This is a genomic window from Erwinia aphidicola (assembly GCF_024169515.1).
GTDB lineage: Bacteria > Pseudomonadota > Gammaproteobacteria > Enterobacterales > Enterobacteriaceae > Erwinia > Erwinia aphidicola.
Genome location: NZ_JAMKCQ010000001.1, coordinates 3,834,568 through 3,851,597, shown reverse-complemented (window position 1 = coordinate 3,851,597; position 17,030 = coordinate 3,834,568). Strand labels below are relative to the sequence as shown.

Here is a 17,030-nt window from a genome sequence, read left to right as displayed (position 1 = left end):
CCGCTAGAGTGTTTTCGGCGTATCTACGCGAGTAACTTCCTGTTTTTGAGCGCTTCAGCTTTTATCTTCAGCACGACTAAACTTAATGCCCCTGTTGCCGATAATTGGTATTCGGTCTCTATTTATACGCGTCTTGATCTAAGGGTGGTTACTGATGCACATGTCCCAGGAAGTTTTAGGACAGTTTCGCCGCAAGCGGTTACTGATCGCTGTGGTGGTTGCCGCGTTGGTGCTCATTCTCACGTTAACCTTCCGTTTTCTGGAAGAGAAAGGCCGAATAGAGCAGCAGTCGCGAAGTTTCGCAGACAACGCTATCCAGCGTTTTGACCGAATGTTCTCGCCGCTTGACGTCGCGGCAAACAATACCCTTGGCCTGGTGGGCCTGACCTGTGGTGAAGTGCGTTTTCCGCTGATTGAAAAACTGGCTTCTTTGCAGACGGTCAGGTCTATTTTACTGGTGGACAGAGACCGCGTTTACTGCTCCAGCATCTATGGCTCCACGGATGTTGGCTTTGCCGACAACTATCCAGAACTGGCAGTCAATAACCAGCGCATGATGCTGTCGGTTGATGAGCATTTGATCAAGGGATCGCCGGTGCTGCTGCTCTGGACGCCACGCTCCCTCGACAACCGTTCCGGGATCATTCAGATCATCAATATTGAGCTGATGACCAACTATCTGCTGGAGCCGACCCTGCCGTGGGTTGAGCGCGCCATTTTTAACGTGGGTGGTAAGAGCCTGGAGTTTGGTAATCCGATGATTGAACCGGCGGTGCCTTCAGAGGATGAAGTGACCTATGAAGAGTCGTCACTGCGCTACCCGTTCTCGATCACACTATTTGGGCCATCCCCGGCGCGGCTGGCTTTGGTGACGGTGCCTTCGCAGCTGCCGCTGGCCCTGCTGCTGAGCCTGCTGATGGGCTATATCGTCTGGCTGGCAACCGCCAACCGTATGAGCCTGTCGTGGCAGATTAGCTATGGCATCACCGCCCGTGAATTTATGGTGTACTGCCAGCCGCTGATCAACGCACGCAGCGGGGGTTGTGAAGGTATTGAACTGCTGCTGCGCTGGCATAACCCGCGCCAGGGCTGGATCCCGCCGGATGTATTTATCCCGCTGGCCGAACGGCAGAATCTGATAGCTCCGCTGACCCGCTTTGTCATCAGTGAAGTGGTGCGCCATTTGCCGCAGCTGCCGGCCTGTCAATCGTTCCATATTGCGATCAATGTGGCGGCCAGCCATTTCCACGAGCGCGCCATTATCGACGATTTACAGCAACTGTGGTGGCCGGCTAATCCCAGGCCACAGCTGATTGTCGAACTGACCGAGCGGGATTCGCTGCCGGTGGTCGATCAGCGCGTGGTGTCGCATCTGCATAAGATTGGGGTGAAGCTGGCGATCGATGATTTTGGTACTGGCCACAGCTCCCTTTCGTACCTGAAGACCCTGAGCCCGGACGTGTTGAAGATTGATAAAGTCTTTACCGCCGCTATCGGCACCGATGCGATCAATGCGACCGTGACCGATATGGTGATTTCACTGGCGCAGCGTCTGAACATTAGCCTGGTGGCTGAAGGAGTAGAAACGGCGGAACAGGCTGAGTATCTGCGTGAGAGAGGCGTTGATACGCTTCAGGGCTACTTCTTTGCCCGCCCGATGCCGCTGGGGGATTTCCCAGAATGGCTGATGAATCATCAGGAGACGCTGAGCGCGTGATGGGTTGACCTGTAGCGGCCAGGCATGCCTTTTAACTATCTTCAGACATCGCTCCCAGCGCTAACGTCCTCTGACCGGTCTGAGCTCATCCCCCACTCGCCTCGTGCTCGCTGTGGGTTTTAAACTGCGACGATGAGGCTTCAGATGTTGGGAGGCGTGCCTGGCCGCTGTTAATCCAGGTCAGGCACGCCGGATATTTACTCTTCTTCGTCTTCCTGACGCTCTTTGGTCACGCGCACCAGATCGATACGGTAGTCGGTGGCTTCAATAATCTGGAAGCGTAGCGGCAGCATCTCAATCACCTCACCGGCTTTTGGCAGCTGACCTTTCTGGTCAATCAGCAGCCCTGCCAGCGAAGCATGATCGTCTTCCGGCTTAACCAGCTCCTGAGTATCCAGCAGCTGCTGGAGCGAGTGCAGATCGGTTCCGCCCTTCACCAGCCAGCCATCACCATCCGCAATGATATCCGGGGTTTCATCTTCATCCGGGAACTCACCGGCAATCGCTTCCAGCACGTCCAGCGGGGTAATCAGCCCCTGCACCACGCCAAACTCGTTGGTGACAACGACAAAGCTGCCTTTCGCCCGGCGCAGCACGCCCAGCAGGTTCAGCGGGTCGAGCGTTTCCGGTACGATGATCGGCGGAGTATTGCTGGCAAAGGTTGCCACATCAATCCCATGATCCAAGGCCACCAGCAGCTCTTTCGCGCGCACGACGCCAATGATTTCGTCCAGCTCGCCCCGGCAAACCGGGAACAGGCTGTGCGGCGTATCCAGCAGCTGCAGGCGAACTTCATCCAGCGGACGCGTGGCGTCAACCCAGGAGATCTCACCACGCGGCGTCATGATGCTGCGCACTGAACGGGATGCCAGCGTCAGTACCCCATTGATCATGTAGCGCTCTTCATCTTTAAACGCTTCCTGCGGCATGATCGCGGCAACTTCACTGCTTTCACTGTTCTGCACTTCGCTCTGACGACGCCCGCCCATCAGGCGCTGGATTGCCTCTGCGGTGCGTTCACGCATCGGGCGTCTTTCCTGATGGCGCATAAAGTTATGGCGCGCAATCTGGTTAAACAGCTCAATAAGAATCGAGAAGCCAATCGCTGCGTACAGGTAACCTTTTGGAATATGGAAGCCGAAACCTTCCGCCACCAGGCTGAGACCAATCATCAGCAGGAAGCTCAGGCACAGCACCACCACGGTCGGATGCGCGTTGACAAAGTTGGTCAGCGGTTTGGATGCCAGCAGCATCACGCCCATCGCAATCACCACGGCGGTCATCATAATCGCCAGATTGTTAACCATCCCGACAGCGGTGATTACCGCATCGAGGGAGAATACCGCATCAAGAATAACGATCTGCACCACCACGGCCCAGAAACTGGCATATCCTTTATTGCCGCCGTCATTCATCTCACGGTTTTCCAGCCGTTCATGCAGCTCCATTGTGGCTTTGAACAGCAGGAACAGCCCCCCCACCAGCAGGATCAGGTCACGGCCAGAGAAGCTGAATTCGCCAACGCTAAACAGCGGACGGGTCAGGGTCACCATCCATGAGATAAGCGACAGCAGGCCAAGACGCATAATCAGCGCCAGTGACAGGCCAATCAGACGGGCTTTATCACGCTGCTTTGGCGGGAGTTTATCGGCCAGAATAGCGATAAACACCAGGTTATCGATGCCCAGCACGATCTCAAGAACAATGAGCGTAAAGAGACCGGCCCAGATTGAGGGGTCTAAAAGAAATTCCATGAAAGACTCCGGAAAAAGGAACGGGAAATCGCAGCAGGCGTTCGGCTGAACGTGCGGCAGAGATAACGACAGGTGGAAAACATGATGACGTCAAATGACGTTAAAAACGATACCGGATAGCCCGGCGGCATGATTAAGCGACTTCGGTGACAGTCCATAGGGAGGGCTGAGGCCCGTTACTCCTGTATGAAAAAAGGATCACTACTTTATCAGTTGCCACAGGGACGTCAAAATATTTTCTTACACTCAGGGTGCATAATCCTTCACAGACATGTTGTTTCAACATTCAGCCGACAAATGTGGATCGGCGTCTAAATTACTGAGCACGGTCACATAATTTATTTTTTCGCGTACTAAAATAAATGCCGTCAATGTGGTGTGTGTTCAGTACCGCTGATAAGTAACTCAACAGATAAAAGTGGGACCTCAATCATGCTGAACGCAATTAACTCAGCTGAACCTCAAACGACGTTTACTCCAAAGCGTCGTTTTAACTGGATAAGGAGGTAGCAAGTGACTATTGCTATTATGATTGGCACGCACGGCTGGGCAGCAGAACAACTGCTGAAAACTGCCGAAATGCTGTTAGGGGAACAGGAAAATGTCGGTTGGATTGACTTTGTCCCCGGAGAAAACGCCGAAACCCTGATCGAGAAATATCAGGCACGGTTAGCCAATATGGACAGTACGCAGGGAGTGCTTTTTCTGGTCGATACCTGGGGGGGCAGCCCGTTTAACGCCGCCAGCCGCCTTGTGGTAGATAAACCCGATTATGAAGTCGTCGCCGGGGTCAATATTCCGATGCTGGTCGAAGTACTGATGGCACGAGACGATAACCCAACCTTTGATGAACTGGTCGCGCTGGCCGTGGAAACTGGCCGTGAAGGGGTAAAAGCCCTGAAAGCGAAAGCACCAGAAGCCCCTGCCCCCGCCGCTGCGGTGAAAGCTCCGGCTGCACCACAGGCCCCGATGGCACCCGGCGATCACATGAAAATCGGTCTGGCACGTATCGATGACCGTTTAATCCATGGCCAGGTCGCCACCCGCTGGACCAAAGAAACCAACGTAACCCGCATTATTGTCGTCAGCGATGAAGTTGCTGCCGATAACGTGCGTAAAACGTTGCTGACTCAGGTTGCCCCGCCGGGCGTTACCGCGCATGTGGTGGACGTAGCGAAAATGATCCGCGTGTGGAACAACCCGAAATATGGCCACGATAAAGTGATGCTGCTGTTTACCAATCCTACCGATGTGGTGCGACTGGTGGAAGAAGGCGTCAATATCACGTCGGTCAACATCGGGGGGATGGCGTTCCGTCAGGGGAAAACTCAGGTCAACAATGCGGTATCGGTGGATGCTAAAGATATTGAGGCGTTCAAAAAGTTGAATGAGCGCGGAATCGAACTGGAAGTGCGTAAAGTATCGAGCGACCAGAGACTGAAAATGATGGATCTGATCGCCAAAATGCATCAGTAGCCCGTGGCCTGAAATTTCAGGTTGAACTCCGTTCTGGCATTTAATAGGAGAAGTGTAATGGAGATTACCACGCTGCAAATTGTTCTGATATTTATCGTTGCCTGTATTGCGGGCATGGGCTCGATCCTCGATGAATTTCAGTTCCACCGGCCACTCGTGGCCTGTACGTTAGTCGGCATGATCCTCGGTGATATGAAAACCGGGATTATTATCGGCGGTACGCTGGAAATGATCGCACTAGGGTGGATGAACATTGGCGCCGCCGTGGCGCCGGATGCTGCACTCGCTTCGATCATCTCGACCATTCTGGTTATTGCCGGTGGGCAGAGCGTGGGTGCCGGTATCGCACTGGCTATCCCGCTGGCAGCAGCCGGTCAGGTTCTGACCATTATTGTCCGTACCATCACCGTTGCGTTCCAGCACGCTGCCGATAAAGCAGCTGAAAAGGGCAACCTGACTGCAATTTCCTGGATCCACGTCTCTGCGCTGGTGCTGCAGGCAATGCGTATCGCGATCCCTGCCGTGATTGTTGCCGTTTCTGTCGGTACCAGCGTGGTTCAGGAACTGCTGAACTCTATCCCGGAAGTGGTCACCAACGGTCTGAATATCGCCGGTGGCATGATCGTGGTGGTCGGTTACGCCATGGTTATTAACATGATGCGTGCAGGCTACCTGATGCCGTTCTTCTACCTTGGTTTCGTGACCGCTGCCTTCACCAACTTCAACCTGGTGGCTCTGGGCGTCATCGGCGTAGTGATGGCCATGCTGTATATCCAGCTGGCGCCAAAATATAACCGTGTTGCCGGTGCGCAGGCAGCAGGTCCGGCTAATAACGACCTTGATAACGAACTCGATTAAGGAAAGGTGAGAGAAATGGTTGACACAACAACTACCACTACGCAGAAGAAATTAACGCCAGGCGATGTGCGCGGTGTGTTCTTACGCTCAAACCTGTTCCAGGGTTCGTGGAACTTCGAACGTATGCAGGCGCTGGGTTTCTGTTATTCGATGGTACCGGTAATCCGCCGTTTGTACCCGGAAAATAACGACGACCGCAAACAGGCGATCAAACGTCACCTGGAGTTCTTCAACACCCATCCGTATGTGGCTGCTCCGGTACTCGGCGTGACCATGGCCATGGAAGAACAGCGCGCCAACGGAGCGCCGATCGACGATGCTGCCATAAACGGCATTAAAGTCGGCCTGATGGGGCCGCTGGCCGGCGTGGGTGACCCGATCTTCTGGGGTACCGTGCGCCCGGTATTTGCGGCCCTGGGCGCAGGTATCGCGATGAGCGGCAGCCTGATGGGCCCCCTGCTGTTCTTTGTCCTGTTTAACCTGGTGCGTCTGCTGGTGCGCTACTACGGCGTGGCTTATGGCTATCGTAAAGGTGTCGATATCGTTAGCGATATGGGCGGCGGCTTCCTGCAAAAACTGACTGAGGGGGCGTCGATTCTCGGCCTGTTTGTCATGGGGGCACTGGTCAACAAGTGGACGCACGTGAACGTGCCGCTGGTGGTTTCTGAGATTACCGACCAGACCGGTAAAACCACGGTCACCACCGTACAGTCGATTCTTGACCAGCTGATGCCGGGCTTAATCCCGCTGCTGCTCACCTTTGGCTGTATGTGGCTGCTGCGCCGTAAGGTGAATGCCCTGTGGATTATTATGGGCTTCTTCGTTATCGGTATCTTCGGTTACTGGATTGGCCTGCTGGGCGTATAATCCTGCGTTACGAATAATCTTTACCCCGGGGCCAGCCAGTCTGGCCCCTTTTTATGGACGCCGATATGTCTCTGACTGACTACCTGATACTCCTTTTTATCGTACTCATTCTGCTGTATGCGATCTATGACGAGCTGATTATGGATCGTCTGCATGGCCCCACCCGCCTGAAAATCCTGCTGCAGCGCCGCAACAAGCTCGACAGCCTGATCTTTATCGGCCTGCTGGCTATCCTGCTGTATAAGAACCTTGCCGCACAGGGGCCCCAGCTGACCACTATGCTGCTGCTGGCACTGGGAGGCCTCTCCGTCTGGCTGTTCTGGATCCGCGCGCCGAAAATGCTGTTTAAGGAGAAGGGATTTTTCTACGCGAACGTCTTTATTGAGTACGCGCGTATCAGCGCCATCAACCTGTCAGAAGATGGCGTACTGGTGATTAATCTGGAGAAACGGCGCCTGCTGGTTCATGTACGCAATCTGGACGATCTGGAAACCATCTATCAGTTTATGCTGGAGAGTCGCTGACATCCTGCACGATTTCGTCGTCACGCTGCCAAAGGCGCAGCGTGAAGTCAGTTTCACACTCAAACTGCTCGGTGGTGGCCAGAATCCCCCACACTTCAGGGCGCGCACGCCAGGCAAACGGCGTCATCTGCAGCAGCGCCGCGGACTCTTCACTGTTAAGCGTCATCGGGTAGGAGAGCTGCTGCTGCTCAACCAGCGTGAAGCCGGGCATCTGCTCAGGCGTGGTGTCGTGTAGCTGCACATCCTGGTAAATCAGCGCTTTAAACTGCATTAAATGGCGCGGACCTGGCGTGACGGTAAGTACGTAGCCCTGCGGCTTGACGACGCGCGCCAACTCTTCAGCCTTGCAGGGCGCGTAGATGCGCAGTACCGCGTCAAACTGCCGATCGCTGAACGGCAGGCGGTGGCTGGATGCGACGCAAAACTCCACGTTACGATAGCGCTTAGCGCCATAGCGCACGGCAATTTTAGCCACATCAAGACCGTGCACTTCAGCCTGACCTCTGGCCTGCAGGCGGCTGGCAACTTCATGGGTGTAATAGCCTTCCCCACAGCCGATATCCAGCACGCTGACGTCATCTGCCGGCAGCACACGCTCAAGCAAATCACCGACCTGCAGCCGCAGTGGCTGGTAGTGACCGGCATCAAGGAAATTGCGCCGTGCCTGCATCATATCCGCACTGTCGCCCGGCTGCTTAGAGCGCTTATGCTGTACCGGCAGCAGGTTGACATAGCCCTCTTTCGCCTGGTCAAACTGGTGCTGATTTTCACAACGCCAGGTGCGCTGGTCAAACGTCAGCGGCTGCTGGCAAAGAGGACACTGGTACGACATAGCAAGACTCCATCAATTTAAGACGCGGCAGTGTACTGCAAAGCCCGTGGAAAATCCCGCGCACCACGAAAATCGGATATAAAAAAGCCCCGTCAACAATGACAGGGCTTCAGTATTCAGATTTCAGCCTGGATTACACGCCGGGCGGCAATGTCAGGCTCAGATCGAAAATTAGATAGCGGTGACGTTCACAGCAGCAGGGCCTTTCTGGCCATCCTGAATTTCGAACTCAACGTTCTGGCCTTCAGCCAGAGTTTTGAAGCCATTACCCTGGATTGCAGAGAAGTGTACGAACACATCTTTGCTGCCGTCAGCAGGAGTGATGAAACCAAAACCTTTAGACTCGTTGAACCACTTAACCTGACCTTTAATCTTTGCCATTTTGCAAATTTCCTTAGAGTGTTTATTCGCCCGTGGGCTTAACGTACAGAAAAACCAGAGACATTACTGCATGAGGCACTAAATTAAAGCTCGGCAAGGAAGCGGTATTCAACGTTAGTCTTTTACTCAGAACTTCTTTACTGAAGATGCCACACATAAACAGAACTGTACCTCGTTTTACCCGAATGTTTTATCACATATCCACAAATTAATGGCAAGTCATTTTTAAACAGGGATAGAGATGTCGCACACATTTAAAACGATAGCTGGCACAGAATGCACATTGATGCATCACGACGTTCATGACTGAACAGAATTCACTCCGCAGAGCCTTTAAGCACCTGACCAACACAGGGTTTATAACAGACGGCCGAAGGTGTCAAGTCCGTCCTGCTGCGGGCTGTAGCGGCTAATGTCAACGCCAATGATGGCATAAATATGGCAAAGCTTTGTCAAAAGAGTTCATTAAACTCAGGCCCATTTATCAATCCTGCTCAGGTGTTACAACTGTACAACAACCACGGATTAGTACAGTTTATAAATTAAATTGCACCAAAAACAGGAAACTATCTGGCACGCTGCCCCATTTAAATGCATTGATCTGCACCAGTTTATTAACGTTATTACGCTCAATCTATTTGCGTATTTAGACTGGGTTCTCTTAATAGGTGGCCTGATATAATGAAATGGCTTTAGGATTATTCCTGGGTGGTATTATCTGTTCGCACCCGACGCGGAGTAACCTCGCCTGGGCGGCTATCAGGCGCGGTCACGCATGAACCATTTTGGTGCACGGCGATCGGGCTGCAGGGGTTGAGGATAAACTGGCCCATTTCGCGGGCACTATCAGGAAAAAATTTACCCGTCGCCCTGCAACTTCACGACAAAAAATTAGCGCTCCGGGATCAGCCGGGTAAAATCTTTGCTATCAGCGTTATCTTTCGCTGCAGCACCCTGCTCTTTGCCGGCAACCGCATCGGTAAGGCGGCGCAGCATCGCGTTCTGACGCTTCTGCTCTTCCAGCAGTGCTTCCAGCAGTTGGACCTGCTGACTGGCCTTCACGCTGGCGCGGTTAACGAAAAACCATACCACCAGCCCGATTATCACCAGCAACGCCACGATGCCAACAGAGACCATATCCATCGCACCATTGTTTATTTCATTCATACTTGCCTCAATACAGAAAAAGAGCTGCCTCTATGCGGCAGTACCGCGCAGATGATTTTACCTGTAAGCCCGGCAAATGATAGCCAGATCCCGAAAAAGTCGGCATCTAACTCTCAGAAAGGTGCAAAGGTTTCAGCATCCTCTTATCGATTTGTGTGGTACTAAGCGACAAGCTGTTATGCTGCTGCGGGCAGTGAGGACACCGCCTGAAAACAATAAGGGGATTACCATGAAATTTTTGCTACGTATTGTCGCGCTGCTGGTCATTATCTGGCTGGCTATGCTGCTGACTGGCTATGGCATTCTGACGGGCAGCACTAAAAACGTTGCGGGAATGGGCTTACAGTGTCAGTACCTGACCGCACGCGGCATGGTGATTGCACAGTATCTGCACACCGACAGCGGCATTATTGGAGTGACGGATTGCCCGCTGCTGAAGAAAAGCAGCGAAGTCGTGGATAATTGATTGACCGGCGGGCCGGTCAACGCCGGCCCGCTGATGTCAGAAGGGATAGTGGTGGTAACCCATCTGTTGTGAGATATTTTTTGCCGCCAGATGCAGCATCGCCACCACCTCTTTTTTATTCTCTTCCGCGAAACGGATGGTCGGGAAAGAGATGCTCAGTCCGGCAATCACCATGCCAAAGCGGTCAAACACCGGCACCGCAATACAGCGTAACCCCTCTTCCTGCTCTTCATTATCTTCGCCAAATCCCTGGCTACGCACCTGCTCCAGCACGGGCAACAGCGCGTCCTTAGTGGTAATGGTGCGTGCCGTGCTGCGGGTAAACTCAACATTAGCCAGAATTGCATCCACTTCGCCACGCTCGCGCCACGCTAAAAGCACTTTACCAATTGCGGTACTGTGCAGCGGGTTACGGCGACCAATGCGCGAATACATGCGCAGGTTGTACAGGGAGTCGATTTTATGGATATAGACAATGCTGTCTTCTTCCAGGGCGCCAAGGTGAATAGTCTCTTTCGTCTGGCGCGAGATCTCACGCATCTGAATATCGGCACTGCGGATCAGATCGACGTTTTGCAGGGCTTTAGCCCCCAGCTCGAACAGTTTTAGCGTCAGCGCATATTTCTCTGACTCCCCTTCCTGTGAGACGTAGCCGAGCGTTTTCATGGTTTGGAGAAAACGGTATACGGTGCTTTTCGACATCATCACGCGCTGCGACAGCTCGGTGATGCCGTTTTCACGCTCTTCGCCCAGCGCCTGTAAAATGCCAAATACTTTCATCACTGAAGAGACGGAATCGGGCTGTTTATCTGGATCGGCACTCGCCATGACTTACCTTTTGTGTTTTATAAAAAATGGAACGCTATTTCCAGTATACGTAGCCCCTCCGCCGGGCGCAATGAAAGCCACAACGGCGTGGACACATCTGCTGATAGTTTTCAGCAATTTACATACTGGCATAATTCGTAAAAACCATTAGCATGAGACTCTTCTCCCACGTAACTATTTCAACGCTATGCACTCAACTTCAGCCAACGACGGATTGCCGCTACCCCAGCGCTACGGGGCCATACTGGCTATTGCACTCGGCATCACGGTGGCCGTGCTGGATGGCGCGATTGCCAATGTGGCGCTGCCGACGATTGCCCGCGAGCTGAATGCCAGCCCGGCAGAGTCAATCTGGATTGTTAACGCCTACCAGCTGGCCATTATTATTTCGCTGCTGACCCTCTCTTTTCTTGGCGATATGCTCGGCTACCGCCGTATCTATCAGTGGGGGCTGGTGCTGTTCAGCTGTACGTCTCTGTTCTGTGCGCTGTCGGACTCGCTCGGCATGTTGACCTTTGCCCGCGTGCTGCAGGGCTTCGGCGGTGCCGCGCTGATGAGCGTTAACACCGCTCTGATACGCATTATCTACCCGCAACGCCATCTTGGTCGCGGCATGGGAATTAACTCGCTGATTGTGGCGGTATCCAGCGCTGCCGGGCCGACCGTTGCCGCCGCCATTCTCTCGGTGGCGTCCTGGCAATGGCTGTTCCTGATTAACGTCCCTGTCGGCATCGCCGCGCTGGTGCTGGCCCTGCGCTATTTACCGGATAATCCGCAGAAAGCCAGCGGGCAGCGATTTGATCTGCTGAGCAGCGTGATGAATGCGTTAACCTTTGGCCTGCTTATCTCGCTGCTGAGTGGTTTTGCCCAGGGCCAGAACGGAAAACTGCTGCTGGCTGAACTGGTGGCGCTGCTGCTGGTCGGAACCCTGTTCATCCGGCGCCAGCTGCGGCTGGAGTTCCCGCTGCTGCCGGTTGACCTGTTCCGTATTCCTATTTTCGCCATGTCGATTGGCACCTCCGTGTGCTCGTTCTGCGCGCAAATGTTGGCCATGGTCTCTCTGCCCTTCTTCCTGCAAAGCGTGCTGGGACGCAGCGAGGCGGCAACCGGCCTGCTGCTGACGCCGTGGCCGCTGGCGACGATGGTGATGGCACCCATTGCCGGGCGGCTGATTGAGCGCTTCCACGCCGGCCTGCTCGGCGCGATTGGCCTGGCAATGTTTGCCGCCGGGCTGTTTGCGCTCGCCCTGCTACCCGCCAGCCCATCAGACGCCGATATTATCTGGCGCATGATGCTGTGCGGTGCCGGATTTGGTCTGTTCCAGTCCCCGAATAATCACACGATTATCTCTTCGGCCCCGCGTCACCGCAGCGGAGGAGCCAGTGGCATGCTCGGTACCGCCCGCCTGCTCGGTCAGACCAGCGGCGCGGCCCTTGTCGCCCTGATGTTCAACCTGTTTGCTAACCAGGGCACCCATCTCTCACTGTTGCTGGCGGGCAGCTTCGCCGCTATCGCCGCGCTGGTCAGCGCCCTGCGCATTACACAGCCGGGCAATCAACGGGCATAAAAAAACCGGGCTCATGCCCGGTTTGCTGATGATTTTGCCCTGAACGGGCGCGGCATGCCGCGCCCCTACTTCAGGTATTCGCCGCTGCGCAGCGCTTCAATGCGTTTATCCAGCGGTGGGTGCGACATAAACAGCTCGCTCAACGACTTGGATTTACCATTGATACAGAAGGCCATCATGCTGCTGGCTTCCTGCGGCTCGTAGCTGGTTTTCAGACGTTGCAGTGCGGCAATCATCTTCTCACGCCCGGCCAGGCGAGCAGCACCCGCATCCGCATGGAATTCACGGTGGCGTGAGAACCACATGGTAATAATGCTGGCGACAATACCAAATACAAGCTCCAGCACCATTGATACTGCAAAGTACACCATCGGGTTGCCGTTGCTGCTGCCTTCCTCGTCGCGGTTACCGGACATAAAGCCCGCTGCCAGCTGTGCCAGAATGCGCGAGATGAAGATCACGAAGGTATTCACAATCCCCTGAATCAGGGTCATGGTCACCATGTCACCGTTGGCGATATGGCTGATTTCGTGAGCCAGCACCGCTTCCGCTTCATCACGGCTCATGTTCTGCAACAGACCGGTTGATACCGCCACCAGCGAGGCGTCACGACGCGCACCGGTAGCAAAGGCGTTAATGTCGGGCGCATGGTAAACAGCCACCTGCGGCATGGCAATGCCGGCCTGCTGAGCCTGACGGCCCACGGTTTCCATCAGCCAGCGTTCGGTTTCGTTACGCGGCTGTTCAATCACTTCACCACCAACGGAGCGCAGTGCCATCCACTTCGACATCAGCAGTGAAACAAACGCACCGCCGAAGCCAAACAGACCCGCCATGATCATCAGGCCCATTACACTGCTTGACTGGATCCCTGTCAGGCTGAGGATCAGCCCGAAAACCACCATAACCCCGAGGTTGGTCAACAGGAAAAGAGCAATACGCATCATAAAATTAGACTTCCTCAGTTATTCCGCTTTTCGCGTACCACCATCGTAAGGTCAATACGCCGCTTTTCAAGCACTCTTAATCTTTAAGTGTTTAAAAAGACATAACTTTACACTTTGTGTTACTTTTCGCGCACAGCGCCAGGCAGGACGGACAGAATAAAAAAAGGCACAGCGATTGCTGTGCCTGTTGGGCTTATTTTGCCGCTGCCGGTGTCACTGGCGGCTGCTGTTTTTCCAGCTGCGCCAGGTCGTTGGCAATGTTCACCGTCTCATCCAGATACGGGTCCGGCTCTTTGTAATCTTTAGGCAGATCTTCCAGCTTGGTCAGCGGTTTCTTACCGTCTGCTTTCAGGCGAGCATTAATGCGTTCCAGCCGCAATGCATCATCTTCTTTGTTCTCTTTCTCGCGCTCGGCAAGATTCAGAGAGATAATATTGCGCTTGTCCTTGTTGGCATTAAAGCGGGCGATATCCTTAATGATGTACTGGAACTCAGCATCTTTAGCGATGCGATCCTGATGATCTTTAATCAGCTGTGCTTCCAGCGGCTTGAGGTCTTCGGTTTTGGTATAGGTAGCAGCAGGAACGCTATCCCACGGCAACGCATTGTCCTCAAACTTCTCACCAGTTTCTATCGCTTCTACGCCGGTAGGCATCAGCAGGTCAGGCGTCACACCCTTGCGCTGCGTGCTGCCGCCGTTGATGCGGTAAAACTTCTGAATGGTGTACTGCACGGAACCCAGCGCCGGCCATTCAGGGCGCAGCATCTGATCGTAAATGCGGTTAAGCGAGCGATACTGCTGTACCGTACCTTTACCGAAGGTCGGTTCACCAACAATCAGCGCGCGGCCATAATCCTGCATGGCAGCGGCAAAGATTTCAGAAGCCGAAGCACTGAAGCGGTCAACCAGCACCACCAGCGGACCCTTGTAGTAAGTAATGCCGTCGTTGTCGCTGTCCTGGCGGATTTTGCCGTTGTTATCGCGAACCTGAACCACCGGGCCACTTGGGATAAACAGACCAGAGAGAGAAACCGCCTCGGTCAGTGCCCCACCGCCGTTGGTGCGCAGATCGATAACAATGCTATCGACGTTCTGCTTCTGCAATTTCTGCAGCTGCACCTTCACATCGTCAGTCAGGCCAACGTAGAAACCTGGGATATCCAGCACGCCGACTTTCTGTTTGCCGACGTTATGGACCGACATTTTAACCGCGCGATCTTCCAGGCGGATCTTTTCACGCGTCAGGGTTACCGTACGGGTTTTGGTACCTTTGCCGGCAGGCAGGATTTCCAGGCGCACTTTACTGCCCTTAGGTCCTTTGATCTGCGCAACGACATCATCCAGACGCCAGCCGATCACATCGACCATCGGTTTGCCCGGCTGACCAACGCCAACAATACGGTCGCCCACGGTAATGGTTTTGCTTTTCGCCGCCGGACCACCGGCAACCATTGAATTGATCACCGTGTAATCATCATCCATCTGCAGCACCGCACCAATACCTTCCAGCGACAGGCTCATTTCGGTATTGAACTGTTCGGTGTTACGCGGGGAGAGATAATTGGTGTGCGGGTCGATTTCATGCGCGAACGCGGTCATCGCCAGCTGGAACACATCTTCGCTGTTGCTCTGCGCCAGGCGACGTTCAGCGAACTGATAGCGCTTGGTGAGGACTTCGCGGATCTCTTTCTCATCTTTACCGGCCAGTTTCAGGCTCAGCTCATCATATTTCACCTTGGCGTCCCACAGGGCATTCAGCTCTGCGGTACTTTTGGGCCAGGGGGACTTGCTGCGGTCGATATCAATGGTGTCGTTGCCGGTAAAGTTCATCGGCTTATTCAGCACGGAAAGCGCGTACTGATAACGTTCAAAACGGCGTTTCTGCGTCAGATTATACAGATCGTAAAACGCCGAAAGCTGGCCGCTTTTTAACTCATCGCCCAGCGTGGTTTTCTTGTCCGCATATTGCGCAATGTCAGACTCCAGCAGCACATTGTGGCTGTAGTCGAGCAGGTTCAGATAACGCTCGAAAATTTTGACCGAAAAGTCTTTATTGAGGTCAAACTGGCGGTAATGGGAACGGGTAAAGCGGGAAGTGACGCGCTCGCTGACGGTGGCGTGCTGTGCTTCCTGGTGCAGCTGCGGGATCTGGTCTGCACGGGTGATGTTATCGGCCGCGAAGGCATTGCCTGCAATCAGCAGGCCCGCAATGATGGTGCGTTTAAAAAGAGTGTTCATGCCCTGATTAGCCTCCGTATCAGAACTGCAAGTGTTCTGCGCGTACTATCATTGCCAGACCGTTAGCCAGCTGTACCCGGACGCCATCTTTAGAGATTTCAAGAATGGTGGCATCCATCGCACTTTTGCCTGCGGTAACTTTAATGCTCTGGCCCACTTGCAACGCTGAGGTGTCGGTAACCGGTTTGCTACTCGACGTCTGAGTCTCTTCTCTTGCTGAGGAAGAGTTGCGTTCAGCCTGCGGACGCTCTGGCTTGCTGCGCACTTTACGTGGCTGCTCACCTTCGGCCGCAGGTTTACGAACAGGTTTACGCGGACGACGCGGTGCGGTGTCTTCACCGGCTTCACGCTTTTTCGCCTGCTGCTGTTCGCGCTGTGCCTGCACGCGCGCTTTGGCTTCTTCAAGCTGTTTGCGCGCATGTTCAACGTGCTGTTCATCCAGCAGGCCACACGCATTGCCATCAAGGTCAACGCGAGTCGCACCGACTTTGATGCCGTACAGATAGCGCCAGCTGGAAGTATATAAACGCAGTGCTGAACGAAGCTGAGTTTTACTCAGGTTCATTTCACCCTGCACGCGGTCGACTAAATCCTGAAAGATTCCGATCTTCAGTGGTCGTGCTTCGCCTTCGGCGCTAAAGCATTGTGGGAAACGCTCGGCCAGAAAGGCGATGACTTCTTTGGTGCTATTCAACTTAGGTTGATTTTCCATGAAATTTCCTGATTACAACGGGTTTGCCAATCAGCGCAGGCATGAACAGGCGACATTATAATGACCCCATCAGCAATTGCTACGTGATCCAGCGCTTTAGGTGCGTTTCATGTGAATAAATTTTTCCACATCCGATCCGGCAAGCACCTCGCAAAGCCCGTCAGTCAACGCTTTCAGCCCCGCCTCATCCTCACTGTCAAAGCGGTTATATTCAACGCTGTCGATATCTAACACGCCAATAATCTGACCATTTACCACTAACGGCAGCACAATTTCCGCGTTGCTGGCAGCATCACAGGCAATGTGGCCCGGGAATTCATGCACATCATCAACACGCTGAACGCTGTTTTCTGCCACCGCTGTACCGCAAACGCCGCGCCCGACAGGAATTCGCACGCAGGCGATTTTGCCCTGGAACGGGCCGAGTACCAGCGTGTTCTCTTCGGTCAGCAGATAAAAACCCGCCCAGTTAACCCCATCAAGACGTTCGTATAAAAGCGCGCTACAATTGCCCATCACCGCCAGGAAGCTGGTTTCGCCGCTGAGAAGTGCGCGCATGTCGCGATTGAGGTCGGTATAAAATTCTGCTTTTGTCATTGTTTAACCATTGTAGAAACTGAGACCAGGCCGGTAGCCACTGAGTCCGATAAAATTAAGCATTAAAAGTACAGCGGGACAAGGTGATTCATTCCGTT

At 53.9% G+C, this 17,030-nt stretch carries 17 protein-coding genes; 7 read left to right on the top strand and 10 right to left on the bottom strand.

Annotated elements, in window-relative coordinates; genetic code table 11:
- Positions 1 to 154: 154 nt before the first annotated feature.
- Complete coding sequence (locus J2Y91_RS18145; RefSeq protein WP_048915872.1) at positions 155 to 1,717, top strand: EAL domain-containing protein; 1,563 nt, start codon at positions 155 to 157, stop codon at positions 1,715 to 1,717.
- A 197-nt stretch (positions 1,718 to 1,914) separates the two neighbouring features.
- Here J2Y91_RS18145 and J2Y91_RS18140 read toward each other — a convergent pair whose 3' ends face one another.
- Positions 1,915 to 3,471 (bottom strand): TerC family protein, encoded by a 1,557-nt coding sequence (locus J2Y91_RS18140; RefSeq protein WP_048915871.1) that lies wholly within the window; start codon positions 3,469 to 3,471, stop codon positions 1,915 to 1,917.
- A gap of 513 nt (positions 3,472 to 3,984) precedes the next feature.
- Between J2Y91_RS18140 and manX the strand changes: the two genes are divergently transcribed.
- The 4 genes from manX (at position 3,985) to J2Y91_RS18120 (ending at position 7,196) form a co-directional block, all read left to right on the top strand.
- Positions 3,985 to 4,947: a PTS mannose transporter subunit IIAB gene (gene manX, locus J2Y91_RS18135; RefSeq protein ID WP_133623774.1), complete on the top strand. Its 963-nt coding sequence runs from the start codon at positions 3,985 to 3,987 to the stop codon at positions 4,945 to 4,947.
- Between the two features lie 57 nt (positions 4,948 to 5,004).
- Entirely contained in the window at positions 5,005 to 5,805 is an 801-nt protein-coding gene (locus J2Y91_RS18130) for a PTS mannose/fructose/sorbose transporter subunit IIC (protein WP_048915869.1), read from the top strand.
- Between the two features lie 15 nt (positions 5,806 to 5,820).
- Positions 5,821 to 6,672, top strand: a complete 852-nt coding sequence (locus J2Y91_RS18125; protein ID WP_048915868.1) for a PTS mannose transporter subunit IID — start codon at positions 5,821 to 5,823, stop codon at positions 6,670 to 6,672.
- 65 nt (positions 6,673 to 6,737) lie between these two features.
- The gene (locus J2Y91_RS18120) at positions 6,738 to 7,196 is read left to right on the top strand and encodes a DUF986 family protein (protein WP_133623775.1); all 459 of its coding nucleotides are present in this window, start codon (positions 6,738 to 6,740) and stop codon (positions 7,194 to 7,196) included.
- On the opposite strand, the gene rlmA is transcribed toward J2Y91_RS18120, so the two are convergent.
- The 4 genes from rlmA to J2Y91_RS18100 form a co-directional block, all read right to left on the bottom strand.
- Positions 7,177 to 8,028: a 23S rRNA (guanine(745)-N(1))-methyltransferase gene (gene rlmA, locus J2Y91_RS18115; RefSeq protein ID WP_048915867.1), complete on the bottom strand. Its 852-nt coding sequence runs from the start codon at positions 8,026 to 8,028 to the stop codon at positions 7,177 to 7,179. The genes J2Y91_RS18120 and rlmA overlap by 20 nt on opposite strands.
- A 171-nt stretch (positions 8,029 to 8,199) precedes the next feature.
- Positions 8,200 to 8,409 (bottom strand): transcription antiterminator/RNA stability regulator CspE, encoded by a 210-nt coding sequence (cspE, locus tag J2Y91_RS18110; RefSeq protein WP_001062678.1) that lies wholly within the window; start codon positions 8,407 to 8,409, stop codon positions 8,200 to 8,202.
- 22 nt (positions 8,410 to 8,431) lie between these two features.
- Positions 8,432 to 8,566 (bottom strand): DUF2627 domain-containing protein, encoded by a 135-nt coding sequence (locus J2Y91_RS18105; protein ID WP_224750361.1) that lies wholly within the window; start codon positions 8,564 to 8,566, stop codon positions 8,432 to 8,434.
- 734 nt (positions 8,567 to 9,300) lie between these two features.
- Positions 9,301 to 9,576: a YebO family protein gene (locus tag J2Y91_RS18100; protein WP_133623776.1), complete on the bottom strand. Its 276-nt coding sequence runs from the start codon at positions 9,574 to 9,576 to the stop codon at positions 9,301 to 9,303.
- A gap of 229 nt (positions 9,577 to 9,805) precedes the next feature.
- Between J2Y91_RS18100 and J2Y91_RS18095 the strand changes: the two genes are divergently transcribed.
- Entirely contained in the window at positions 9,806 to 10,042 is a 237-nt protein-coding gene (locus tag J2Y91_RS18095; protein WP_048915865.1) for a YobH family protein, read from the top strand.
- Between the two features lie 36 nt (positions 10,043 to 10,078).
- Here the strand turns inward: J2Y91_RS18095 and kdgR are convergent, their stop codons facing one another.
- Complete coding sequence (kdgR, locus tag J2Y91_RS18090; protein WP_133623777.1) at positions 10,079 to 10,870, bottom strand: DNA-binding transcriptional regulator KdgR; 792 nt, start codon at positions 10,868 to 10,870, stop codon at positions 10,079 to 10,081.
- Between the two features lie 187 nt (positions 10,871 to 11,057).
- Between kdgR and J2Y91_RS18085 the strand changes: the two genes are divergently transcribed.
- Positions 11,058 to 12,437 carry an MFS transporter gene (locus tag J2Y91_RS18085; protein ID WP_133623778.1) on the top strand — a complete coding sequence of 460 codons (1,380 nt, stop codon included), beginning with the start codon at positions 11,058 to 11,060 and terminating at the stop codon, positions 12,435 to 12,437.
- Between the two features lie 65 nt (positions 12,438 to 12,502).
- Here the strand turns inward: J2Y91_RS18085 and htpX are convergent, their stop codons facing one another.
- The 4 genes from htpX to J2Y91_RS18065 form a co-directional block, all read right to left on the bottom strand.
- Positions 12,503 to 13,384 (bottom strand): protease HtpX, encoded by an 882-nt coding sequence (gene htpX, locus J2Y91_RS18080; RefSeq protein ID WP_048915862.1) that lies wholly within the window; start codon positions 13,382 to 13,384, stop codon positions 12,503 to 12,505.
- A gap of 193 nt (positions 13,385 to 13,577) precedes the next feature.
- On the bottom strand, positions 13,578 to 15,623 hold the full coding sequence (prc, locus tag J2Y91_RS18075; RefSeq protein ID WP_133623779.1) for a carboxy terminal-processing peptidase: 2,046 nt from the start codon (positions 15,621 to 15,623) through the stop codon (positions 13,578 to 13,580).
- 19 nt (positions 15,624 to 15,642) lie between these two features.
- Entirely contained in the window at positions 15,643 to 16,335 is a 693-nt protein-coding gene (gene proQ, locus J2Y91_RS18070) for an RNA chaperone ProQ (RefSeq protein ID WP_048915860.1), read from the bottom strand.
- A 96-nt stretch (positions 16,336 to 16,431) separates the two neighbouring features.
- A complete protein-coding gene (locus J2Y91_RS18065) occupies positions 16,432 to 16,932 on the bottom strand; it encodes a GAF domain-containing protein (protein WP_048915859.1) in 501 nt (166 codons plus the stop codon).
- Positions 16,933 to 17,030 lie beyond the last annotated feature (98 nt).